The 23,111-nt window shown below is 60.4% G+C and carries 26 protein-coding genes and 1 pseudogene; 22 read left to right on the top strand and 5 right to left on the bottom strand.

What is annotated here, in order from left to right; all coding sequences use genetic code 11:
• Positions 1–339: 339 nt before the first annotated feature.
• The 15 genes from R5N89_RS07245 (at position 340) to R5N89_RS07175 (ending at position 9,571) form a co-directional block, all read left to right on the top strand.
• Entirely contained in the window at positions 340–516 is a 177-nt protein-coding gene (locus tag R5N89_RS07245; protein WP_167400904.1) for a hypothetical protein, read from the top strand.
• 67 nt (positions 517–583) lie between these two features.
• Positions 584–1,501 carry a hypothetical protein gene (locus tag R5N89_RS07240; protein ID WP_110570029.1) on the top strand — a complete coding sequence of 306 codons (918 nt, stop codon included), beginning with the start codon at positions 584–586 and terminating at the stop codon, positions 1,499–1,501.
• Positions 1,502–1,519: 18 nt separating this feature from the next.
• Positions 1,520–1,729, top strand: coding sequence for a hypothetical protein (locus tag R5N89_RS07235; RefSeq protein ID WP_110570028.1), 210 nt, complete (start codon positions 1,520–1,522; stop codon positions 1,727–1,729).
• On the top strand, positions 1,726–2,883 hold the full coding sequence (locus tag R5N89_RS07230) for a hypothetical protein (RefSeq protein ID WP_110570027.1): 1,158 nt from the start codon (positions 1,726–1,728) through the stop codon (positions 2,881–2,883). Before R5N89_RS07235 ends, R5N89_RS07230 begins: the two co-directional genes overlap by 4 nt.
• Positions 2,876–3,559, top strand: coding sequence for a phage baseplate assembly protein V (locus R5N89_RS07225; RefSeq protein WP_110570026.1), 684 nt, complete (start codon positions 2,876–2,878; stop codon positions 3,557–3,559). Before R5N89_RS07230 ends, R5N89_RS07225 begins: the two co-directional genes overlap by 8 nt.
• Entirely contained in the window at positions 3,556–3,918 is a 363-nt protein-coding gene (locus tag R5N89_RS07220) for a phage tail protein (protein WP_110570025.1), read from the top strand. Before R5N89_RS07225 ends, R5N89_RS07220 begins: the two co-directional genes overlap by 4 nt.
• 42 nt (positions 3,919–3,960) lie before the next feature.
• Positions 3,961–5,085 carry a baseplate J/gp47 family protein gene (locus R5N89_RS07215; RefSeq protein WP_110570024.1) on the top strand — a complete coding sequence of 375 codons (1,125 nt, stop codon included), beginning with the start codon at positions 3,961–3,963 and terminating at the stop codon, positions 5,083–5,085.
• Positions 5,078–5,704 (top strand): hypothetical protein, encoded by a 627-nt coding sequence (locus R5N89_RS07210; RefSeq protein ID WP_110570023.1) that lies wholly within the window; start codon positions 5,078–5,080, stop codon positions 5,702–5,704. Before R5N89_RS07215 ends, R5N89_RS07210 begins: the two co-directional genes overlap by 8 nt.
• Positions 5,704–6,912: a hypothetical protein gene (locus R5N89_RS07205; protein WP_244192281.1), complete on the top strand. Its 1,209-nt coding sequence runs from the start codon at positions 5,704–5,706 to the stop codon at positions 6,910–6,912. Before R5N89_RS07210 ends, R5N89_RS07205 begins: the two co-directional genes overlap by 1 nt.
• Entirely contained in the window at positions 6,912–7,358 is a 447-nt protein-coding gene (locus R5N89_RS07200; protein ID WP_146220229.1) for a hypothetical protein, read from the top strand. The genes R5N89_RS07205 and R5N89_RS07200 overlap by 1 nt, the downstream gene beginning before the upstream one ends.
• A gap of 63 nt (positions 7,359–7,421) precedes the next feature.
• Complete coding sequence (locus tag R5N89_RS07195) at positions 7,422–7,847, top strand: hypothetical protein (RefSeq protein WP_110570021.1); 426 nt, start codon at positions 7,422–7,424, stop codon at positions 7,845–7,847.
• On the top strand, positions 7,847–8,344 hold the full coding sequence (locus tag R5N89_RS07190) for a hypothetical protein (RefSeq protein ID WP_110570020.1): 498 nt from the start codon (positions 7,847–7,849) through the stop codon (positions 8,342–8,344). The genes R5N89_RS07195 and R5N89_RS07190 overlap by 1 nt, the downstream gene beginning before the upstream one ends.
• Before the next feature lies 1 nt (position 8,345).
• A complete protein-coding gene (locus tag R5N89_RS07185) occupies positions 8,346–8,687 on the top strand; it encodes a hypothetical protein (protein ID WP_110570019.1) in 342 nt (113 codons plus the stop codon).
• Between the two features lie 132 nt (positions 8,688–8,819).
• Entirely contained in the window at positions 8,820–9,401 is a 582-nt protein-coding gene (locus R5N89_RS07180) for a hypothetical protein (protein ID WP_110570018.1), read from the top strand.
• Between the two features lie 23 nt (positions 9,402–9,424).
• The gene (locus R5N89_RS07175) at positions 9,425–9,571 is read left to right on the top strand and encodes a hypothetical protein (protein ID WP_167400903.1); all 147 of its coding nucleotides are present in this window, start codon (positions 9,425–9,427) and stop codon (positions 9,569–9,571) included.
• Between the two features lie 89 nt (positions 9,572–9,660).
• Here the strand turns inward: R5N89_RS07175 and R5N89_RS07170 are convergent, their stop codons facing one another.
• Positions 9,661–10,500 (bottom strand): DMT family transporter, encoded by an 840-nt coding sequence (locus tag R5N89_RS07170; protein ID WP_244192280.1) that lies wholly within the window; start codon positions 10,498–10,500, stop codon positions 9,661–9,663.
• Between the two features lie 202 nt (positions 10,501–10,702).
• Between R5N89_RS07170 and R5N89_RS07165 the strand changes: the two genes are divergently transcribed.
• Positions 10,703–11,488, top strand: coding sequence for an MgtC/SapB family protein (locus R5N89_RS07165; RefSeq protein ID WP_110570039.1), 786 nt, complete (start codon positions 10,703–10,705; stop codon positions 11,486–11,488).
• 19 nt (positions 11,489–11,507) lie between these two features.
• Here R5N89_RS07165 and R5N89_RS07160 read toward each other — a convergent pair whose 3' ends face one another.
• On the bottom strand, positions 11,508–11,852 hold the full coding sequence (locus R5N89_RS07160; protein WP_110570016.1) for a DUF952 domain-containing protein: 345 nt from the start codon (positions 11,850–11,852) through the stop codon (positions 11,508–11,510).
• Positions 11,853–11,914: 62 nt separating this feature from the next.
• Entirely contained in the window at positions 11,915–13,039 is a 1,125-nt protein-coding gene (locus R5N89_RS07155) for an MFS transporter (RefSeq protein WP_110570015.1), read from the bottom strand.
• 199 nt (positions 13,040–13,238) lie between these two features.
• Here R5N89_RS07155 and R5N89_RS07150 point away from each other — a divergent pair, with 199 nt between their 5' ends.
• A complete protein-coding gene (locus R5N89_RS07150; RefSeq protein ID WP_244192279.1) occupies positions 13,239–13,646 on the top strand; it encodes a hypothetical protein in 408 nt (135 codons plus the stop codon).
• A 94-nt stretch (positions 13,647–13,740) separates the two neighbouring features.
• On the top strand, positions 13,741–14,124 hold the full coding sequence (locus R5N89_RS07145; protein ID WP_110570014.1) for a hypothetical protein: 384 nt from the start codon (positions 13,741–13,743) through the stop codon (positions 14,122–14,124).
• A gap of 118 nt (positions 14,125–14,242) precedes the next feature.
• Here R5N89_RS07145 and R5N89_RS07140 read toward each other — a convergent pair whose 3' ends face one another.
• A complete protein-coding gene (locus tag R5N89_RS07140) occupies positions 14,243–14,425 on the bottom strand; it encodes a hypothetical protein (RefSeq protein ID WP_110570013.1) in 183 nt (60 codons plus the stop codon).
• A gap of 381 nt (positions 14,426–14,806) precedes the next feature.
• Between R5N89_RS07140 and R5N89_RS07135 the strand changes: the two genes are divergently transcribed.
• The 3 genes from R5N89_RS07135 (at position 14,807) to R5N89_RS07125 (ending at position 17,819) form a co-directional block, all read left to right on the top strand.
• Positions 14,807–15,595 carry an SDR family NAD(P)-dependent oxidoreductase gene (locus R5N89_RS07135; protein ID WP_110570012.1) on the top strand — a complete coding sequence of 263 codons (789 nt, stop codon included), beginning with the start codon at positions 14,807–14,809 and terminating at the stop codon, positions 15,593–15,595.
• A 119-nt stretch (positions 15,596–15,714) separates the two neighbouring features.
• Positions 15,715–16,584, top strand: coding sequence for a sulfurtransferase (locus R5N89_RS07130; RefSeq protein ID WP_110570011.1), 870 nt, complete (start codon positions 15,715–15,717; stop codon positions 16,582–16,584).
• Positions 16,585–17,231: 647 nt separating this feature from the next.
• Entirely contained in the window at positions 17,232–17,819 is a 588-nt protein-coding gene (locus R5N89_RS07125; RefSeq protein WP_110570010.1) for a TetR/AcrR family transcriptional regulator, read from the top strand.
• Between the two features lie 135 nt (positions 17,820–17,954).
• On the opposite strand, the gene R5N89_RS07120 is transcribed toward R5N89_RS07125, so the two are convergent.
• Positions 17,955–18,458 carry a TetR/AcrR family transcriptional regulator gene (locus R5N89_RS07120; protein WP_244192278.1) on the bottom strand — a complete coding sequence of 168 codons (504 nt, stop codon included), beginning with the start codon at positions 18,456–18,458 and terminating at the stop codon, positions 17,955–17,957.
• Positions 18,459–19,535: 1,077 nt separating this feature from the next.
• Between R5N89_RS07120 and bcsA the strand changes: the two are divergent.
• Positions 19,536–23,090 (top strand): annotated as a pseudogene (bcsA, locus tag R5N89_RS07115) (UDP-forming cellulose synthase catalytic subunit); the annotation flags it as partial.
• Between the last annotated feature and the right edge of the window lie 21 nt (positions 23,091–23,111).

The following is a 23,111-nucleotide window of genomic DNA, read 5'->3' as shown; positions in this document are numbered from 1 at the left end:
GCCACAGCCTTAGCCGGGGTCAGGCAGCGGGGTATGATCCACGCCATGCCTGCGCCTGCACCACGCAGGCCTGAGCCCGCCCTCATGGCTGTTCCGGGTCGGCGGCACATCGTAGCCATACCGCCTGTGGCGAAGAGGCAGGTCGCACCGTACAGATCCGGCTTTCTGAACGACAGGCCAGACAGCCATGGAGCGCGGCGTGGATTGCTGCCTGCCAGCGTTCGTAGCCCCAGAAACGTCATTGCGCCACGCGGGCAACCCCGGGGCCAGGCGCGGCCTTCCTTCATCAGTCCGGCGCCCATGGTCCGTGCCCGCTCCCCCGGCAGTAAGGATCAGGCCATGCCGGGCGCACCCATCATACAGCTCACCATTCCCGTGACACTCGACCAGCATAATGTGGGGCAGGCTGTTGCCCACATAGAAACCAGCCGTGCCCTTCTTGAGCATCGCGCCACCGGCACCGCGCCCGATGGCATACAGCATGTGCAGCTACCCGGTCGCTCCATGGGTATATGAATAGTGAACGCAAACGGTCCGCACCGCGTGTGTGTTGGCGCCAGAGCCTGTCCTGAGTGGAAAATACATGTCCCTGACCCTTATGAACGCCGAGACCGCCATCGGCTCGATCGGGCGGCTATGGGCTTCAGCCCCCGTCACCATTGGTGACCTGACCCTGACTGGCATGGAAGTGCCACGGCTCATCCGTGATGGTGGCACCCAGCAGGTAGCCGTGCACCGCCTGCCCGGTGGTGGCCGGGTGATTGATGCCGTAGGCAACGACCCCGACCGGCTGGAACTGACCGGCACGTTTGTCGGCCCCACCGCCATTGAACGCGCGCGCGTGCTCAAGCAGATGCGGATTGCGGGCGTGCCGGTGCCGTTCAGCGGGGCGGGGCTGTCACTTATGGTCCGCATCGTGCAGTATTCCTATGATTACGCGCAGAAAGGCGTGGTCATTCCCTATCGGCTGGTGCTTGAACAGCCGCCCCAGATGGCGATCTCCACCAATGTGGTGTCCGGCCTTTCGGCGCTGGTGGGCGCGGATACGGGTTCCGCCCTGTCCGGCCTGACGGATGCGCTTGCCGATGTCTCGACCATTGCAGGCAACATGACAGGCCAGCTTGGCACCATCATCGGGCAGGTTGCACCCATTGCCGATATGGCGGGGGCCGGTGGCATCCTGTCCGGGGTGGAAGACAATCTGGACATGGTGGGCGGCCTGTCTGGCGCTGGCGTCAACCTGGCCTCGGTGCCCGATAGCGCTGCCAGCGTCGTGTCGGGGCTTGCGGCATCCGGCGCGGGACTGACCGGCGCCATCGGCCAGACCGGGGCCAATATGGAAAGCATCCCGCCCGATAATGCCGCCAGTCTTTCTGCCCTGACCCAGAATGCACGGTTGCACAGCGCTACCGTCAACAGCGCGGGCCTGGTCAACCGCGCCTATGCCAACACGCTGCTGGCCACAGGGGGCGTGCAGGATGGCCCGATTGCCAATAACTGAGCAGGAGGTAACAAACCCATGGTGCTCACCATAAAGGTTACGGCGGCGGATCGCACGCTGTACCATGTCGCGGCCCGGCAGTTGAATGATGCCACCGCATGGTGGCGGATCGCGCAGCTTAACGGCATGACCGACCCTGACCTGTCCACTTTCACCGCGCCCGTGACACTTGCGCTCCCTGCCATCGATACTGCGCTTGATGCTGGCGTGCCGGGGGTGGCGGCATGAGCGGCAGTCTTTCATACACCACCGCCGGGCAGACCATCTGGCGCACGCCGCGCGCACGGCTTTTGGTCAACGGCACCGAACGGGCGGAAACCGGAATTGAGCAGTTCACCCTGACCCGCACCCGCTACAGCCGGGCCGATACGCTTGAAATGACACTGGCGCTGGACCGTGCCGCCATGCCTGCCACCGGGCTGTGGTTTGACCTGCCAGCCCCTGCAGAGGGCAGCGCCCCGACCGAACTGGGCGTAACGCTGCAGATGCGTGACGCGGCAGATGAGGGCGCGCAATGGAGCAGCGTATTCACGGGCATCATTGATCATGTTGCCCTCAGCCCGGCGCACACAATCCTGACCATCGCCTGCCGCGACTATCTGGCAAGGCTGCTGGACATGCGCATCTGCGCCGACTGGATGAACATGACCGGGGCGGAAGTCATCACGGCCATGGCCAGAGCGGCGGGGCTTACGCCACAGGTCAGCATGCCACAGGCCATGACCGGCCAGTTCTGGCAGGTGGAGCACAAACGGAGCAGCGCAGCCAGCCACAGCCGGTTCCAGACAGCATTTGACCTGGCCAGTACGCTGGCCACCGGGGTGGGCTGTGACCTGTACACGCAGGGCACCACGCTTGTCTGCGCGCCTTATCCCACGCCCACGCAGGCCAATACCCATCTGCTCGATTATGCCGATAACGGGCCGGAGCAACCTGTCAGGGCCGGGGCTTACGGCCTGAATTTCACGCGCGATTACCAGATTGACCGGGGCATTATCGTGCATGTCATGGCATGGGACAGCCGACAGCGCACGAAGGTGGATTATTACTGGTCAGCAGCGGGCGGCTCCGCCACGCCCCCCGCACAGGCTGGCACGCTGCACAGTTTCAGCCTGCCGGGCGCGCGGCTGGATACGGCGCGGCAGATGGCGCGATGCAAGTACGGTCAGATCATGGCCCATGCCCGCACCATTACCGGCACCCTGCCGGGGCGCATCACGCTCCAGCCCCGTGACTTCATGCGGCTGACCGATACCGGCACGACATGGGATGGCACGCTGGACGTGGATGCCGTGAGCAGCCGTTTTTCATGGAATGGCGGTTTTTCGCAACAGGTTACGCTGCGCAGCCGCAGCATGACAGGAGATGAAACCGATGACTGATACCCGCATGGTCGCCGCAGGCCTGGCGCATGCGCAGGCCCAACCCGGCTTCGGGCTGGTCAGCGCGGTGGACCCGGTCAATCATGCCGTCAAGGTAATGCTTCAGCCCGCCGGGGTGGAGAGTGGCTGGGTGCCCTGCGGCGCGCTGCAGGCAGGCAGCCTGCGTATTGCCTGCCTGCCCGATATTGGCGCGCATGTCGTAACCCTGCCAGTCGAAGGTGATGCCGAACACATGGTCATGGCCTGCCCGGTGTTTGACGCCGTGCTCATGCCCCCCACATCCCCCGCCACCGGCAAACCGGCCCAGCCCGGCGAGATGCTGATCGTGGCAGGCTGCCCCACGCCGCCCGCCGCCAATGGCGCGACGGCTCAGGGACAGGCCACGCAGAACGCGCCGTGGTGGCACATCACCAAGGATGCGATCTACAGTGGGGCAGGGAATGCCACCGAGACACTGACCGCTACAACCAAGGCATGGAACGTCGGGTCAGTCGGCATGACTCTCGACACCAATGGCCTCGCCGTGACCGGTGGCCCGATCACGACCGACAAGGACATGACCGCCCAGGGCACCGTAACCGGCAAGACGGACGTGCTCGCGGCGGGCATCTCGGGCAAGGGCCACACCCATAGCGGCGTGCAGCCGGGCAGCGGCTCGACGGGGGCACCGCAATGAGCGCGCTCTCCCACACCATGGGCGGCGACCTTGACCTGTCGGGCACCGGCGGCGTGGCCGTGGTCACGGGCGCCGACCAGACAAGGCAGGCGCTGCTGCGCAGGCTGTGCACCAATGCCAGGGCCTATATCTGGCAGCCCGATTATGGGGCCGGACTGCCCGCGCGCGTGGGTAGCGTGATGGATGAGGCCGGTGTTCGCGCCCTGGTGCTCGAGCAGATGCAGCAAGAGGGCGGGGTGGACCAGACCCAGCCGATCACGGTCACGATCTCCAGCCCAAAGGCAGGGGCCTACCTGCTGGCCATTGCCTACACCGACGCTGACACCGGCACGGTGCAGGAACTCACACTGAGCACATGACGGGCGTCTCTCACGGGGCGCCTTTTTTATTGGAGGTCCGTCTTGGCCCTAACCTTCCAATCCTTCCGGACCACGCTGGGCAATATGGTGGCGAGCGCGCAGGGGGCGTGCCCGTCGCTGCTTGACCTCAATATCGGCTCGCCCGGTCGCGCCATGCTCGAGGCCGTGGCGGGGCTGGGGCTGTGGTTCCAGTTCATCGCACTCCAGATCCTCTCGCGCACGCGACTGGCCACCTCCATCGGTGCGGATGCCGACAGCTTCGTGCAGGATTTTGGCCTCACGCGCCTGCCGGGCACGGCAGCGACCGGCACCGTCACCTTCACCTCGTTCTCGCCCGCCAGCCAGTCAGCCACGGTGCCGGTGGGGGCAACGGTGCGCACGGCGTCGAGCCTCGTATTCACCGTGGTGCAGGACATGACCAACCCGGCCTGGTCTGCAGGTGCGGGGGCTTACGTTCGGCCCGCGGGCACGGGTTCGATCACCGTGCCGGTGGAATGTGCCTCCACGGGGGCAACCGGCAACGTCGCGGCGGGCGCCATCTGCCTGTTGGGCACGGCCATATCGGGCATCGACACCGTGACCAACACCGCCGCCCTGACCAATGGCAGCGATGGCGAGAGCGATGCGGCGCTGCGCACGCGGTTCGTGTCCTACATCAACAGCCGCTCCAAGGCGACGGTGGCGGCCATCGAGAACGCGGTGACCGATGTTTCCGCCGACCTGATCTATCAGGTGCTCGAGAACGTGGACACGTCCGGCGCGTTCCTGCCCGGCAACGTGGTGGTGTTTGTCGATGATGGCTCGGGCGATGTGTCCGACAGCGTGATCGATGCGGTCTATGCGGCGGTGGATGACGTGCGGCCCGCTGCCGTGTCCATTCAGGTGGTGCGGCCCAACATTGTGCGCCCACCCGTGGCCATGACCGTCAGCGTGGGCAGCACCGGCGATCTCGCCACCGTGCAGGCCACCATCAGCACCAATATCGCAACCTACCTCAACGGCCTCGCCATCGGGGCTTCGGCCAGTTATTCGCGCCTGATCCAGATCGCCTATGCCGCCAGCACGTCGGTGACCAACGTGACCGATGTGACGCTGGCAGGCGGCACGGTGGACCTGCCCGCAACCACCGGCACAGCCTACCGGGCGGGGACGGTGAGCTTTGGCTGATACAACCCGGAACGGCTTCGCGCTGCGCATCCGTGCGCTCCTGCCCACCGGCTGGTTCCCAGCCCCCCCCGGTTCGGGCGAGAGCGAACAGGCCCCGGTGCTCAATGCCCTGCTGCAGGGCTTTGGCAGCGTGTTCGCCTGGGTGTGGAACCTGCTGACCGGCACACGCGACCAGACCCGGCTCGCCACCATGACCGGCGCGTTCCTTGACATGTTCGCCGCCGATTTCTTTGGCGCCACGCTCACGCGGAAAACGGGCGAGAGCGACGACACCTTTCGCGCCCGCATCGAGGAAGCGCTGTTCCCCTCGCTCGGTACCCGGCCCGATGTGGTAAACGTGATGGCCGATGAAGTGGGCACCTCAGGCCGCGTGATCGAGCCGCGCAACGCCACTGACTGCAAGGGGCTGGGCACGCTGGCGAGCCCGGCCACCGGCGGTGGCTACGGCTATGGTGTGACTGCCCTGCGCTACGGCTCGCGCGGCGTGCCGTTCCAGCTTTTTGCCCAGTTGCCGACCGGCGACACCAACCCACCCGCAACCCGGACCCTGACCCAGATTGCCGCCGTCATGCCTGCGGGCATGATTGCATGGGCGCAGGACGTGGAGAAAACCGACTGATGGACAGACAGATCGTCTACCCCGCGCAGATCCCGCTTGATAGCGACCTGCTCAATGCCCAGCGTAACGCCTTCGTGGGCCTCGGCCACCTTGCGGGCATGGCTTATGGCGATGATACCGTGGCTGCTGGCGGCTTTGCCTGCACGCCGGGCACCGGGCTTGCCGTGACCATCGCGCCCGGCTCGCTGCTTGCCGCTGGCGTGGTGGATGCGACGGCTTATGGCACGCTGGCCGCAAATGGCAGCGTGCTGGTGCGCCAGCATATCAGCCGCGATCCGGTTACGCTGAGCGTGCCGGGGGCAAGGGCCACCTATACTGTCTACGCCACGCCCGCGACGGTGGATGCGGATGATACCGTGCTGCCCTTCTATAACGCTGCCGACCCGTCCGTGACCTATGCCGGGGCCGATAACAGCGGCAAGACGGCTCCCACCGTGCGGCAGGACGTAGCGCAGTTGGGTATTGCCACCACCGTGCCCGATGGCGCGTATCCGCTATGGACCATTACGGTGCCAGCAGCGGCCACGGCCATTACGGCGGACATGATCGCGCAGGCCGAGGACGCGCCGTTTTACGAAACCATTCCGGAACTGCAGACCGATCTGGCTGGGCGCCTGAAACTGAATGACGCGAAGCCCCAGAGCGTGACCGGACCGGTGACGTTCGAGGGCGAGACCGAGGTGCCTGACGTGGTGGACTTCACCACGCAGGGTGCACTCGGTGCGCGGGTGGCCGAAGCGCGGTATATCCGCTCCGTGCCCGCTGCCGGTTCCAGCAATATCCAGATTGCCGATATTGAGTTTGACGCATCCGGGAACGTGCTGGTTACGGATGCGGCGGGGAACGTCACGGCCTTCTACCCGCCGAGCCTCACGGTCAGCACATTGAACGGTTTTCCATGCCTCACCTACAAAATCGCGTCCAATATGTTGGTGCAGGAGTTTTTTACAGGCTATCTGGATACGCTGGACGGTCCGCAAACCATATTGTTTCCAACCGCCTACCGGGCCGGAACGACGCCATTAATAACAGCGTCGTTTTCTTTTAACAGTGGCGATGGCTACCAGGCGTCGGTAAATTTTAACACCAAGATCTCTGATCCGTTATCCGCAGTTCGTAACACCGGATTTGACGTGTATGCACGGCATCTTGACACTTCCAGTAAATTAACGTCGGGTTTTTTCGCTCGTTCTGTTGGAGAAATATAATGACCTGGCAACAGAATTACCCATCACGCTATTACGTGGCCTATGACACGGCTGCCGCCCAGCCCACGCCTGTCACGGCCCGCTACGATATGGCCCAGTATGATGACCTGTCGGGCTTGCCCGCCGCCTCTGATCTGATCGCACTGACAGCGGAGCAATACAGCACAATAGGCCTTTCAGGCATCGGCGTTTCAGGTGGAAAGGTGGTGCCATATTCGCCACCCGCGCCGCCTGTTCCGCTGCAAACACAGGCGAAAAATGCGCAGGCATGGATAACGCAGCAGGCCAATCTCACGGCGGCAATGGGCGAGACCTTCACGGCGGACATGAAAGCCTACGTGCTGGCCATCAATGCCATCGCCAGCGGCACCGACACCACCAGCACCGCGCTGCCTGCCCAGCCTACGGATGTGATGACGGCCAGCACGGCTGCCGCCACGACCTGACCCAGCCGCACAACCCGCGCCTGCCACGCCGCCCGCCAGGGCGGTTTTTTTATGAGAAAATGAATGAGCGAAACGACATCCCTGACGCAGGGCGGCCCGGTCATGCCCCAGCGCTGCGCCACGATCGAGGATCTGGCCCGCGTGCGCGAGCGGCTGGCCAAGGTGGAGGGTGGCCACGACAACCTGCGCGACGGGCTGAATACGCTCTCGCAGCAGTTTGCCGACCTCAGGCGCGATCTCACGCAGTCAGTAACCGAAAATGCTGCCCAGACCCGGCGCGAGATCATGGAGCGGGTGGACGACATGACCGACACGGCCACCGAGCGCAACAACGAAATATCTGGCAGGCTGGCCCGCATTGAAGGTGGCCTGAAACTGACCTCGTGGGTGACGATGACATTCATCGTGCTCCTCACCGGGCTGCTGGGCTGGGGGCAGATTGGTGATGCTGCGTGGTCGTTCTGCAAACGCGCGTTCGGGTATTCCTGATGGCGCCGCAGGGGTTGGGCCTGTCCGACCTGAAAACCCGCATCATCGCCCCGACGCTGGCGTTCATCGGCCTCGGCGGTCCCGCCGCCATCAACCTGCTCGCAGGCATCGCACTGGCCGAGACGGGCTGCCGTGCACTGGTGCAGAACGGTGGCGGCCCCGCGCTGGGCCTGTGGCAGATGGAACCGTTCACGCATGATGACATCTGGGCCACCTTCCTGCCCGCGCCACGCCAGTCAGCCATCCGCGCCCGGCTGTTCGCCCTTCAGGCTGGCTGGCCCATAGGGCCGGACCGCGCCACGCAACTGATCGGCAATCTGCCATACGCCTGCGCCATGGCCCGGCTGAAATGCTACCGCGCACCCGCCGCGCTGCCTGCTGCTGATGATGCCGCAGGCCAGTGCCGGTTCTGGAAAGCCAACTACAACACCGCGCTTGGGGCAGGGGACGTTGACCCGCAACACGTCGCCCTGTTCGCACAAGCCATCGAGGCATGACATGAACACAACCGCAAAACTCGGCGGCCTCGGGGCCGTCATTGCGCTCCTGCTGACTGAAGTGCCGGAGCAGTATGCGCTCTACGCCGCGATCTTCGTTTTCGCGTGCAGCGCTGCCACCACCATCATCCCGCCACCCCATGCGGGCAGCCGGTGGGCCGTGGCCTATCAACTCATGACCACCATCGGCCTGAACATCGGCTGGGCGGAAAACCACTTCAAGCCGGGCCAGTCGGGCGTGCGCGTGCCGCTTGCCGAAAAGCCCGCCGCCAAACACGCTGTGGCCGCGGCTGGCATTCCGGTTTTGAACAGGAAAGGCAGGCCCGAAATACTGAAAAAATAGGGGTGCAGCTTCGGCGCTAGGTGGATGGCCGATGTGAGCCGAAGCTGCAAATCCTATTCTACCCTGCATTACGGCAAAAATAAGTCACGCATGTCCCGCCACTACCAGGGCATTTTTTACAGGAATAGGCACATGAACCTTATGCTCTCCCGCCGATGCGTGCTGCACATGGGGGCCGGCACGCTGACGGCCGGCATGCTCGCTGGCTGCACGCTCACCCGCACGGGCAAGATCACCACCATCACCCTGAACGTGGCTGAAGTAACGGATTATGGTAATGCCATCGTGTCATTTGCCAATACTGCCATCAGTCTTTCATTTGTCACAGCAGCCATGGGCCCCGCAAACGTGGCACTGGCCAATACGGTGATCGCCGCACTCAAGGAGGCGCTTGATGCATTTCAGACTGCTGCCGGGTCGAGCGCGTCCGTAAGCTATAACAGCACCAGCATCCGCACGGCATTTGACAGTATTGTGTCCAATATCGGGCAGATCAATACACTGGTTATTGCGGTCATTACCGGCATGGCGTCCGACCTGTCGGGCAGCGTCGTCTCGGAGGCCAGAACGGCCGCGAATGCTGCGTCAACGCTGATTTCGCTGCTCAGGGCCATGGTGGACATGACGACACGGCACCGAACCATCGGCACGACCCTGACTGCGCAGGAAGCAATCGGGCAAATTACGGTTTTCGTGGCAACGCATGGTGCCTGACTGCCACGACCAGGGAAAGTAATATGGAACATGTCGCAACGATACTTCCCTTTCTTTATGGCATTGTGGTGGGGAATGTTGTCAGCCTGCTGGCTGGGGGGCTTTTTATGTTACGTCACTGGCGGCACCAGCGGATGATCCGTGAACGTCTTGGGCCGCCGATGACATGAGAAAAGCCAGTTATGGGCTATCATGCCACCATAAAAAATTTTGGTAAATATTGTTTATAAACTGCGTTACAAAAAACGTCTATTCTCTATCAATCCTTGGGTTTGAAGCATGCAGGCAGTCTGATTTCACTTGCCAGCACGCCCGCTACGATACAGCACGCGCCCAGAACCGAGGTGGCGGGCAGCGGGTCACCGGCCATGCGCCCGACAATGCCGCCCCACACGGGCTCACCAGCGTAGATAATGGTGGCCCGCGTGGGCGAGACGGCTTTCTGCGCCCAGTTCATGGCCAGTTGCACAAGCATGCTGCCCACGCCAAGGCCTACGCCTCCGGCAACCCATATCCATGAAAATTCAGGCAGGCGCTCGCCTGCAACTGGCATGGCCAGCAGGGCGAGGAGCCCGGCCACCAGCAACTGCACCACTGTGATGCGCCTGCTGTCTCCCAACGGTGCACAACGACTGATCAGCATGATCTCGGCTGCTGCCGATACGGCACACAGCACGGTGGCGCATTCACCCCGGCCAAACCCACCCTGAGTGGCACCCGTACCTGCCAGCAGTACCAGGCCACCAAAAGCCATCCCGATGCCTACCCAGTTCATGATGCGTGGCGGCCTGCGCAGCACGATCCATTGCAGAAGAGGCACGATCGGTACGTAAAGCGCGGTCAGAAAAGCGGAACGGCTGCTGCTGATGGTTTGCAGCCCATAGGTCTGCAGGGTGTAACAGCCCCATATTGCAACACCAATCGCCATGCCCGCGCCCGTCTCGGCCAGGGTGATCCGCCGCAGGGCGCGATGGAAAACTGCGCAGCCGATCAGCCCCGCTGTCATGAAACGCAAGCCAACGAAAAACAGTGGTCCGCACTGTCGTAGCGTGACATGCACGATCAGGAACGTGCCACCCCAGAACAGTGTTATGGCCATCAGAGCCAGTTCCTGGCGTGAAGGCAGGTTTATGATCGCCATCCGCTGTTCTCTTTCAATCTGCACCCTTTCCTCCAGATAACCATGAATAAAACGGGGCTGCCCTGCGGGCTGGCACGCAACCCGGCCTTCTCCCGTGCTGTTTAACAGGTAGACGCATGGTTTGACGCGGGGGAGGGCAGTCTTGTCACTTTTTGCCAATATGTCATCAGGGGAAGGCTGGCTCCAGCTTGGTGAACTTGTGCTTGCTTTTGTCCTGTCGGCGCTGGTGGGGATGGAGCGGGAGTTCAGGCAGAAAAGTGCTGGCCTGCGCACTTACACGCTGGTCGGGGTGGCGTCCGCGCTGTTCATGCTGGTGTCAAAATACGGGTTCAACAACATCCTTGATGCCGGGCGTGTCGTGCTGGACCCCTCGCGCATCGCGGCACAGGTGGTATCGGGCATCGGGTTCATTGGCGGCGGCGTCATCTTCATGCGGCGTGATATCGTGCGGGGACTGACCACCGCTGCGTCAGTCTGGCTGACGGCCGCTCTGGGCATGGCCTGTGGAGCGGGACTGATTACGCTGGCGGTGGCGACAACCATCGGCCATTTCATCATCATGCTCGGTTTTCCGCGCATCAGCCACCTTATTCCACGCGATCATGCCGCCCGTTCGGTGGGGCTGTTCCTGTCTTACCCCGATGGGCGCGGACTGCTGCGCATGATCCTGATCCGCTGCACCAGACTGCGTTTTACCATTACCCGCGTCAAGCTCGAGCCACCTGGCCGATCCCTGCAAGAAGACCCCGAGGCCTTGCAGGATCTGCGCGACCGACAGCACGATGCGGAACTGCCATCACATGATGCAAGGCCGGACCAGGGCACGGTCACGCTATTCATCAAGGTGCGCGGCAGGCGGCCCGTCTCGCACCTTGTTGCTGCGCTATCGGATATTGATGGCATCATCAGCGTGGAAACCGATGAAGCCGATCATGACCCTGAATAGGCCGCCTGCACCAGGCTGCTCAGAGCGGTAGCTGCACACGCCCCTGTGCATCATGGGTTACGGCAGTGGTGGCCACAACCGCGCCAACAGGCAGGGCAGCATACAGATGCGGAAAAAGCTGCCCCCCGCGTGATGGTTCCCACCGCACTGCCGTCGGGTCGAGCAGGTCCAGATCGATCGCAAGCAGCATAAGACCGCTCTGGCCTGCAAAATGCTTTTCAAGCGTGCCGTGTACCTGCGGGCCGGTGGAGAAATGAATGAAGCCATCCGCCATATCAGCCGGCGAGCCTTTGAACAGGCCCGCGCGCGCAAATGCTTCATGCTCGGGGGCGGTCAGGATTTTATAGACGATATGCTCTGTCATGACATTCTGGTCCGGTCAGGGAAAGGCATAGCATAGGGCAGCGCGCCGCCAGAGGAAACAGGTCAGCCACCGTAGCGCCTGCCCATGCGCAACGCAACGAGCGCCACCCCGACCAGTCCCGCGCTCCACGCCAGAACCGCGTAGGGACCAGCGCTGGACAGAACTACCCCGCCACACAGCGCGCCCGCGCCGATGCCGCTATTGAACCCCGTGACACAGAATGAACAGGCGGCCTCGCGCTGATGGGGAGCCAGTTCAATGGCATAGCTTTGCGGGGCAAGATTGATCAGGGCGGCAATGATGCCCCAGACCGCCATATCCACCCACGCCAGCCACGGCAACCAGCCCGAAGCAACCAGCAGCACATGGCTCAATATCAGGGCGATCATGGCGATGCCAATCATGCGCCCCGCCGACCACGGCAGGCGACCGCCCAGCCAGTTGCCGCCGATCCCCACCACGCCATAAACAAGCAGCAGCAGCGGCACCAGCCGTGCTGGCATGTGCGGTATGGCTGACAGAAGCGGAATGATATAGGTATAGGCTGTGAAATGGGCGGTTACCACCAGCGCGGTCAGTACGGCGATGTAACGCAGCACCGGTTGGCGCAGAAGGAGGGGAATATCAATATGCCTGCGCGGCGAGGGCAGGGGCGGCAGCAACGCCAGAACGCCCCCCATGATGGCCAGCGCCGCAATGCCGCACACCACGAACGCAGCCCGCCAGCCCAACCACTGCCCGATGGCCGCAGCCATGGGAATGCCCCCCGCGAACCCCACGGCAACCCCCATAAAGGCCCATGCCGTGGCACGCGCCACCGGCATATGGGGGGCGAGGCGGACGGCGACTCCCGCTATGGTGGACCAGAAAATGCCATGCCCGAGCGCCAGCACCACCCGCATCGCCGCCATGAGCGCATAATGACTGACAAAGGCGCACGCTACATCCATCACTCCTGCCAGCCCCAGCAGCACGGCCATGAGCATGCGCCGGTCCAGCCCCGAGGTCAGCAGTGTGAGCGGGATAGCCGTCAGCGCCACCAGCCAGGCATAGCCCGTGACCAGCAGCCCGATGCGACCGGGCGAGACATGAAGGCCAGCCGCCATGTCCGTCAGCAGCCCTATGGGCAGCACCTCGGTCACCAGCCAGATGAACGCTCCCATCGAGAGCATGACGATACGCATCATAAACTCATTTATCTCCGGCACGCCGCCTGCTTTCAAGCACAGCGGAACCGGGCCGCTCTAACGCCATATGTGTAGGGCGAAAAGGGGGTAATGCGTACGATTACGGGCATGGTGCAAAATCGGTCTGGTCATTGCGGCGCCAAGGGGGCACCGTGGGTCAGTCGACCACCACTGCGCATGAAGAGACGGAAAGGTTCGCATGATGATGCCCCTCCCTGATAATGATACGGGACCAGCCGTGCTGCATTTTCCGCGCCGGAACATCCTGCCTGCAGGCGAAGCATCGGATTACCTGGGTATCCGCCCCCGCCACCTGCGCGCCATGCGCCTGCTGCGCTGCGGACCCAAGACCATCACCATCAACCGCGAGACGCTTTATACCGAGGAAGACCTGCGCAGCTTCCGCCAGGGATTGTTAAACATGGTGGGCGTGACAGAAAATGGCGGGTTTTACCGGGAACTCAAACCCGGCGAGCGGACCACCGCAACAACGGGCGACCCGCTGGTCGTGCTCCTGTCGCGTCATATCATCCGCCGCAAGGCCACACTGGTTGGGCTGTGGGGCATGATGGCGCTAGGCATTGGCATCGACCTGATCCTGTTCTGAATGGAACACGGCATGCCAGGAACAAAAAAAGGGGGCTCCATCAGGAGCCCCCTTTTTTGACACATGGTATCAGACGCGCAGATTACTGCTGCTCGTGATCGCCGTGCTCGTGGTTGTGCTCGCCATGCTCATGGTCGCCATGTTCGTGGTTACCATGCTCGCGGTCGCCATGCTCGCCACCGTGCTCGTTACCACCATGGTCATGGTCACCATGCTCACCACCATGCTCGTCACCACCATGGTCACGATCACCATGCTCACCACCGTGCTCGTCACTACCGTGGTCACGATCACCATGCTCGCCGCCCTGGTCGTGGCCTTCATGGCCGCCGCGATGGCCGCCATGGTGGCCACGGTGTTCACCGTGATGCTGCTCGTTGTTGTCATCCGCATGCGCAGCGACGGGCAGGGCCAGGCCAAGGGCCGCAGCAAAAAGCAGTGCTTTTTTCATGTAATTCATTCCTTCTTAACGAACTGATTTTTGCAAATCAGATATTATCTTATAAAATAACGACCCGATGATATAAAGGGCATACCGCTATTTCATTTGTAACCGAATGCATCACTTATGCTTCTGGGCTGCAATACCTGAATTTTTAGTGATGCTGCCATGCATTGCAGGCATCATCATACAGGAAACCTTTATCGGATGCCGTATGCGCCCCATCCTGCGGGTGATCATAGCCACGCCTGCTTCGCCAGGCGCGCAGCAGGGCTTCACGCCATTCTTCATGCGGCTCTTTACGGGGTTCGGGGGTGGAATCGGACTGTCTATTCATGATCCGGAAACCTCTGAAAAAGCCCGCCAAAGCGCAGGCAGGTATGCTTAACAAATATGGAACATCATAAGTGTGACGATTGTATGAATCCTGTTTTGCGGGGTCCGGCTTTTTCCTTATGCGTGGCGTCCTGCTTGGCACGTCAATGGTATTGTTAGGAATCTATTCTTCCTGAGCGACCGGCACACATCCGTCTCACCGCACCAATCATGTGATTACGAAAAAAACACCGGGGGCCGCGTAAAACAGGGCGGTCATGTCGTTACATGGCGTGAGCGGTACGCGCTCCTCTGGTCCTTGCCAGCCATCCATGGTCTTGTAGGGGTCACGGAACCCCAGGGGCATGGGTGTGCCCCGCCCGCAAAGAAAGGAAGACCGACCATGCAGATTGATCTGACAGGCCGCACGGCCATTGTAACGGGATCGACCGGCGGGATCGGCCTGGCCATTGCCAGGGGGCTGGTTGCAAGCGGTGCGCATGTCATCATCAACGGGCGCCGCCCGGCAGCGGTAGCTGAGGCGGTCAAGGCACTTTCCACACTGGGCAGGGGCAGCGTGGCCGGCTTTACGGGCGATCTGGGCACGGCGGAAGGGTGCGCGGCGCTGGTAGCAAACCATCCGCATTGCGACATCCTGATAAACAATCTGGGCATCTTTGAGCAGAAAGACTTTTTTGAAACCCCGGATGCCGATTGGACCCGTTTTTTTGAGGTCAATGTCATGTCTGGCGTGCGGCTTTCACGGGCGTACCTGCCGGGAATGCAGGCGCGTGACTGGGGCCGCGTGGTGTTCATTTCATCGGAATCGGCTTTCAATATTCCGGTCGAGATGATTCATTACGGTTTCAGCAAGACCGCGCAGGTCACCATCGCACGCGGCCTGGCGGAGCGGATGGCGGGCACCAATGTAACCGTCAATTCCGTGCTGCCCGGGCCGACCCTGTCGGAAGGGCTGGCGGAAATGCTCAGGCCCGAGCAGGAAAAAACCGGTAAAACGATGGAGGAAGTGGCGGCGGAATTCGTGATGCAGCATCGCCCGTCCTCCATTATCCGCCGTGCCGCCAGCGTGGATGAGGTGGCGAACATGGTGGTTTACCTGTCTTCGCCGCAGGCATCGGCCACTACGGGGGCCGCCGTGCGCGTTGACGGCGGCGTGCTGAGCACGATCTGACCCGGCGGGCATGCGTCCCGCGCCAGTCATGGCCGGGGCGTGTCGCAGCCCCTCCATGACCATGCGGATTACTGATAGGAGAACACGGTCTGTCCACCTCCTTGCCGCAGGGAATTTTAATGTCCTCCACCGTTCTTTATTCACCAGATGACGTGCGTGCCGCTGGTAGCAGCGTTCTCCTGATTGATGTGCGCGACCCCAAGGATTTCGCGGCAGGCCATATTCCCGGCGCCGTCAACATGCCGGACATCTTTACCTACCTGGCCGAAACCACGCAGGATGGGTTGCACAAGCTGCAGCAGACCTTTGCCCCCCTTTTTGCCGATTACGGGCTGGACGGCGCCAGAACCGCCATCGTGTATGAAGATGCCCTGCACACCCGCTATGGCGCGTCGTGCCGGGGCTACTGGATCCTGCGTTATCTGGGTTACCCCAAAGTGGGCATTCTTGATGGCGGGCTGAGCGCGTGGCGCGGGGAAGGGGGCACGCTGACGACCGATGCCACCACCACCACACGCACGGGCTTCCCCCTGCGGCCCGATGCCAGCCTCATGGCAACGCAGGCCGAAGTGCGGGCGGCGCTGGGTTCTTCCACCATCAAGCTGCTCGATAACCGTGACCGGGTTGAATGGCTGGCTGAAAGTTCATCGCCCTACGGGATCGATTTCGCGCCGCGCAAGGGCCGGATTCCCGGTGCCGTATGGATCGAGTGGTATGACTTCATGAAAGTGACCGACAACCACGCCGCCTTCCGTACGCCTGATGAAATCCGGGCGCTGGCCGCCACGCGTAACCTCTACCCTGATGATGACATCATCATCTACTGCTTCAAGGGCGCGCGTGCCGCCAATACCTATGTGGCGCTGGCCTCGGCCGGGTTCAGCAGACTGCGTATCTACATGGGTTCGTGGAACGAGTGGTCGCGTAACCCGGCGCTGCCGATTGAAGGCGGACTGCCGAAAGCTGCCGCACCCTATAATGGTGCCTGACGGAAGAAATAAGGGACTTTCACGCCTGCGCTGGCGTGAAAGTCCCCTTTTGGGATACGTCAGGAGATTGGCTAAAACACATCATTGATAAAGCCGATGACGTGTCATGGGCTATTATATAATATGAAATAAAAAATTTCTAAATTATAAATAATAATTTGGTAAATATTGTCAGGACCTGTTGAGAATTAAATTTTCTCAAGGGCCCTGATGTGATTCAGAACCTGCATGGATCACTTACCACTGGGCAAAGATGGTCTCCCGGTATTCTGGCAAAAAGGTAGAGATGGAACATGCACTGATCGATGACACGATGGTCCGGCTGATTTTTTCAGCCTGTAGCCGACTATGGATATTCCCTGCCTTTTCCATGCCGTTCTATTATAGACTAGAAAGTTTTCATGTGTTACAGCCCTCATGTCAAAATAAAAATCAGCACGTTCTGTATTGAAACGCCATCCAGTCCCTCTGCATCCCTGTAAAGGGGCAGGGATCGAACGGCTCATAGGAAAATTAAAAAGGCCTTCTTGAATTTCAGCATTTTATAGCCACTCATAACATGAACGACGGAGGGAGTTACATCAGTGGCATTGACACAATACATGCTCTCATGACAAAGCCATTTTATAAAATCAGGGGAATGACATATGCCGAGCAACGAAGTTGCCGCACAGACCCGGCAACGCATAATTGAAAGCTTTGTCGCCCTTATTGAAGAGTGCGATGAGGTCACGGTCTCGGTTACCCGCATTGCAGAACACGCCAACCTTTCCGTAAGGACTGTCCGCAAGTATTTTCCTTCCCGTGATGCCCTGTTGCGGGCTACGGGCGAATGGCTGAATACACAGGTATTCGGTTTTGCGCTGGGCACGGATGAGGATGATCTGGTGCAGGGCTTCCGCATCGCAGCGGAGCGGTTTGACGAGCACCCAAATCTTTCTCGCATCCTTGCCCTGACACGGGTCGGGCGGTCGATGCGGATCAAATTCCGCAATGAACTTCTCATCCGTCGGCGTAGAACGCTATGGCGCGATACGCCAGACGTACCAGCCGCTGACCGACGCCGGGCGGAAGCCGTGATTGCCTGCCTCGACAATATCCTGTCGTGGCTGACACTCAAGGAAGAGTTCGATATGAACGGCAGCGAGGCTGGAGCCGCCATAAGCTGGGCCATAGAAGTGATCCTGCGTGAAACCCGCGCCATGGCCTCTTCAGATCAGTCTTCCCAGCCCTGATTTTTAATTCGAAGTTGATCGGGGCGGGGCGTGGTGATGGGCGCTGCTGGCAGCAGGAAGCATTCTACAAAAAACCGCCCCCATTATCCGGAGCATGCAGCATCAGCGGAACGGATGATCTGGGCCTGGCGTCCATCATTCCTTCAGGCCACTTTCTGTTTCGTCCGGTTGCGCATCCAGTGCGCGGGCCAGATCACCCTTGATGAAGGCATCGAGAATGCCCCCAAGAAAAGCGGCCATGCTTTCACGCGGGTTATCACTATCAAAAAAAGGCCCGTTGGGCGCATTCATGATAAACAGGTTCGATAAACCACAGAGCATGGCGTACATGCCGTAACCGGCCTGCACTTTCTGACCCAGGATTTCCATGTCATTAGGGCCGAAATCATCGGTTAACGTGAAAACCCGCCTACCATAGATCAATTCCATCAGATCTTCGAACGCAGCACCTGCCATGATACGATAGCGCGGGTAGGCGTAGGCGTCCTGTATGTAACCGAACATGAGCCGGTAGATCTGGGGTTGCGTGCAACCAAAATCCACGCAGTAAAATACAATGCGCTTGAGCGCATCGGTGCGACTGGCGCAAGTACGGTTGATATGGGCGATCTGCTTGCGGAAAACCTGAAAATGCTCCACGGCAATGTCAAGCAGCAGGTCGTTCAGACTGCCGTAATGGTTATAGAAATTGGCAGGCGCGACTTTGATTTCCCGGGCAAGGCGACGTACCGAAAGGTCTTCGAGCCGTTCGGATTCAAGTATCCTGACGGTCGCAATGCGCAGGTCTTCGGGGACGTTTCCTTTATGATAGCGTCTTGAAATGGGAAGGCATCCTTCTGGAAATGCACGGCATAAGCGTATGAATGTAAGATTATAATCAGAGATTATGTTGTAATTGAGTATAATAAAAAGAATGATAGATTTTATGCAACATATGAAATAATTCCTATTTTCTTATTTAGTCGCCATAAATGCCTACATACAAGAAAATCTTGGCCTGAAATCCTCACCAACACTGCTCGCATGCGAAATGAACCACTCTGACAGACTACAGGGTGCCTGGCATTGATATCAGAACGGATTTTTTCCTTGACAGCGTGGCCCCGGCCTGCCGTCAGGCAGAAAATACCATGCGCCCTCTTTATTAATCAGCCCGGCGATGAGGTGGGGCCGGACTACATAATTCCCTTCCTGGATCCCGACCCTCAACTTTATAAACCCTGTTCATATAACCCCGTTCACGAGATGCCACTCATGGGCGCTTTCTCATCATAAACAGACATTAATTTTGTAAAAAATATGAATTTTCATGTGTTTATATATTTGGAATGCAGTGGTAAAAATCATTTAAATAGTTGGAAAAAATCATAAAATTCCCATCTTTAGGAAAAAGAAGAAATGTTTCGCCCTCCTACATAGGAGATGCTTTTTTCTTGACAGGAAATTAATCGGAAATTAATACCATAAGGAACTGAGGCGGAAAGCCTTTGTGCCCATACAACCAGCTACGCTTTCATCCTACTGCATTCATTTGTAATTATTCGACTCCGACGCAGGGACTGACTTTTGGTGTAAAATGAACATCGTTCATATTGGATTGGCGCATTCCCCCATGGGGCAATGCCTCGGGGAAGATTGAATATTAACGGTTGCAAGGCAGCGATATAGCTGAACATGTTCAGGGCAAAACGCATAACGGACAAAGTTACGGTCCTGATGAAAAAGACACCGCTCAGCCGGATGCCTCCATGGGCGCCGGTTGCTGTTGGTGCATTCATCATGGCGTTCGCGGGGTCCATAACGCTCAGCCTGTATTCACAGGGCCTGCTGTGCTTTGGCACGGTCACGCTCCTGCTTGTACTCAACCGCAGGCCGGGGCGGGGCATCACCATTTTCCTGATGATGCTGTCACTGTTTGTATCCCTGCGCTACATTGTATGGCGGCTGACCACCACGCTGGAATTTCATGGGTGGATACAGGGCGCCCTGTCCGTTCTGCTCCTGCTGGCCGAGACCTATGCCCTGGTCACGCTGTGCCTGAGTTACTTCCAGATGTCATGGCCGCTGGAACGCAGGGAGCATGCCCTGCCTGAGGATCCGGCCGACTGGCCGAGCGTGGATGTCTATGTACCATCCTATAACGAAGAACTGTCCCTCGTGCGCTCGACGGTTCTTGGTGCGCTGGAACTCGACTGGCCGGCCGACAAGCTCAACGTCTATATTCTTGATGATGGCAGGCGCGTTGCGTTCCGTGATTTTGCGCTCGAATCAGGCGCAGGGTATATCATCCGCGCGGAAAACAACCACGCCAAGGCTGGCAACCTCAACCATGCCCTGAAGGTAACGGACGGAAAATTCGCCGTTATCTTCGACTGCGATCATGTTCCCACCCGTGGCTTTCTCAAAAGAACCATCGGCTGGATGATTGCCGACCCCAACCTTGCCCTTCTGCAGACCCCGCATCATTTCTACGCGCCCGATCCGTTCCAGCGCAATCTGGCTGCCGGCATGCATGTGCCGCCCGAAGGCAACATGTTCTACGGCCTGGTGCAGGATGGAAATGATTTCTGGGACGCAACGTTCTTCTGCGGTTCGTGCGCCGTCATCCGCCGCTCCGCCGTGATGGGGATTGGCGGCTTCGCCACCGAAACCGTAACCGAAGATGCCCATACCGCGCTCAAGATGCAGCGCAAGGGCTGGGGCACCGGATACCTGCGCGAACCGCTGGCAGGCGGACTTGCGACCGAGCGCCTGATCCTGCACATCGGCCAGCGCGTGCGCTGGGCACGCGGCATGCTCCAGATCATGCGGCTCGACAACCCCATGCTTGGCCGTGGCCTGCGGTGGGAGCAGCGGCTTTGCTATCTTTCCGCCATGTCGCACTTCCTGTTCGCCATCCCAAGGGTGACCTTTCTGGTCTCGCCGCTGGCCTATCTTTTCCTTGGTGAAAACATCATCGCGGCATCGCCGCTGGCCATCAGCGCCTATGCGCTGCCCCATATCTTTCATTCCATCATGACACTTTCACGTGTCGAGGGGCGGTGGCGCTATTCCTTCTGGAGCGAGATTTATGAAACCTCGCTCGCGCTGTTCCTGGTGCGGATCACGATCGTAACCCTGCTCCAGCCCCATAAGGGCAAGTTCAACGTGACCGACAAGGGCGGCCTGCTGGAGCGCGGCTATTTCGATTTCAGCGCGGTGTACCCCAATATCATCCTGGCGCTGATCCTGTTTGCAGCCCTTGTGCGCGGCATATTTGGCATCATCTGGCAATATCACGACCGCCTTGCGCTCCAGTCCTTCGCACTCAATACCCTGTGGGTGGTCATCAGCCTCATTATCGTGCTGGCCGCCATTGCCGTGGGGCGTGAAACGCGCCAGACCCGGAGCGCGCCGCGCATTAGCGTGCGCCTGCCCGTAACCGTTACCGATGAGCAGGGCAGGGCATTCCATGCCCATACGCATGACATCTCGCTCGGCGGCCTGTCGGTCAACATGAACTGGCCGCATGATGTCGAAACGCCACAGACCGTCATGGTCAGCTACGATAACGAGCGCGACGGCATTCATACGCACGTGCCCGCCAAGGTCATGGCCATGCACCCGGGCAACCTGCGGCTGCGATGGGTGCGCCGTGACCTGAACGATGAACGTCAGGTGGTCGATATGGTGTTCGGACGGAACGATGCCTGGGCCAATTGGGCCGACTTCCCGCCCGACCGCCCCTTACGCAGCATCGCCATGGTGTTCAGGAGCATTGGCGACCTCTTTAAATGGCGCAAGCCAGAAAAACCCCGCCCCATTGCGCAGGCAGAGGAAATCACCGTGCCCATGGTGGAAGAAAAACTGGAGAAACAGAGCCTCGTGCTGAAACCTGCCCAACGCGGCGCCCGCAGTGGGGCTGCCCTATCCGCCACCTTCCTCGCAGCCTTCACGGCCCTGATCCCGGCAGCTCTGGCCCAGGGGCTGCCGCCTGCGCCCGCCACCGCCACGGTGGACCAGACCGGAATCAGCGCCCAGACCCCGTTTGGTGACAGCAATACGGGCATCGTGCCTGATGTAACGCCCCCGGTCGACCCGCTGGCCGCGGCCCGCATCAGTGATACGGAGGTTACGCGCACCCTGTCATTCCGTGACCTTGGTGCCACGACCGGGCCGCTGACATTGCGCGGCTACTCCCCGCTGCAGGGGCTTGATGTGATCGTGCCCGCCAACCGAGTGGTCACGCACGCACAGCTTACCCTGTCTGGCGCACTCTCGCCCTCGCTGCTGCCAGAGGCGAGCGCTGTTACGGTTACGCTCAATGAGCAGTATATCGGCACGATCAAGGTCAACCCTGACCACCCCGAGTTCGGACCCATCACGTTCGATGTCGACCCGCTGTATTTTACGGGCGACAACAAGCTCAATTTCCGTTTTGCCGGGGAATACAGGCGTGACTGTAATGATCTCTTCAACGAGATCCTGTGGGCACGCATTTCCGACAGTTCGCGCGTTACCCTGACTACGGTGCGGATCGCGCCCGAGCGCAAGCTCTCGCGCCTGCCTGCACCCTTTTTCGATCCCAACCTGCGTGCAGCGCTGCGGGTTCCGTTCGTCATGCCTTCCCCCGACAGCCGGGATGACCTGAAGGCCGCGGGCGTGATCGCCTCATGGTTTGGCAAGATCGCCGATTTCCGCGCGCTGTCCTTTCCCGTTTCCACGACCGTGCCTGCATCGGGCAACGCGGTTGAATTGGGCCGGAACATTCCCCTTGATGCCAATGGCACGCTGCCCACCGGCCCGACCCTGGCCGAGGTCGCCAACCCCAATGACCCGTGGGGCATCATCCTGATCGTGACCGGGCGCACGGCGCAGGAAGTCGAGGCGGCTGCACGCAACCTGGCCTTTTCACACGATACGCTTGGCGGCGTGGCCTCGAAAGTGGTGGAGGACGTGACCCTCGACCCCCGCCAGCCTTATGATGCGCCTGCCTTCGTGCCAACCGACCGGCCCGTGCGCTTTGGTGAGCTTGTGGGGGCGGCCGACCTGCAGGGCGGGGGCTACACGCCCGCGGGCATGACGCTGCCGTTCCACCTGCCGCCCGACCTGTATACCTGGCGGGGGCGGCCTTACCTTATGAACATGTGGGTGCGCGCGCCGGGTGGCCCCGTGGTGGATCTCGAGACATCACGCGTCGATGTCAGCCTCAACAACAACTACCTGCAGAGCTATTCGCTCTCGCCTCCGGGCGTGTGGCAGAAATGGTCGGAAAGGCTGGTCAACCGTAACCGGCCGCTCTGGGCCGCCTTG

Source organism: Komagataeibacter sucrofermentans DSM 15973 (assembly GCF_040581405.1).
Taxonomy (GTDB): domain Bacteria; phylum Pseudomonadota; class Alphaproteobacteria; order Acetobacterales; family Acetobacteraceae; genus Komagataeibacter; species Komagataeibacter sucrofermentans.
This window is presented reverse-complemented; position numbering and strand designations above follow the sequence as displayed.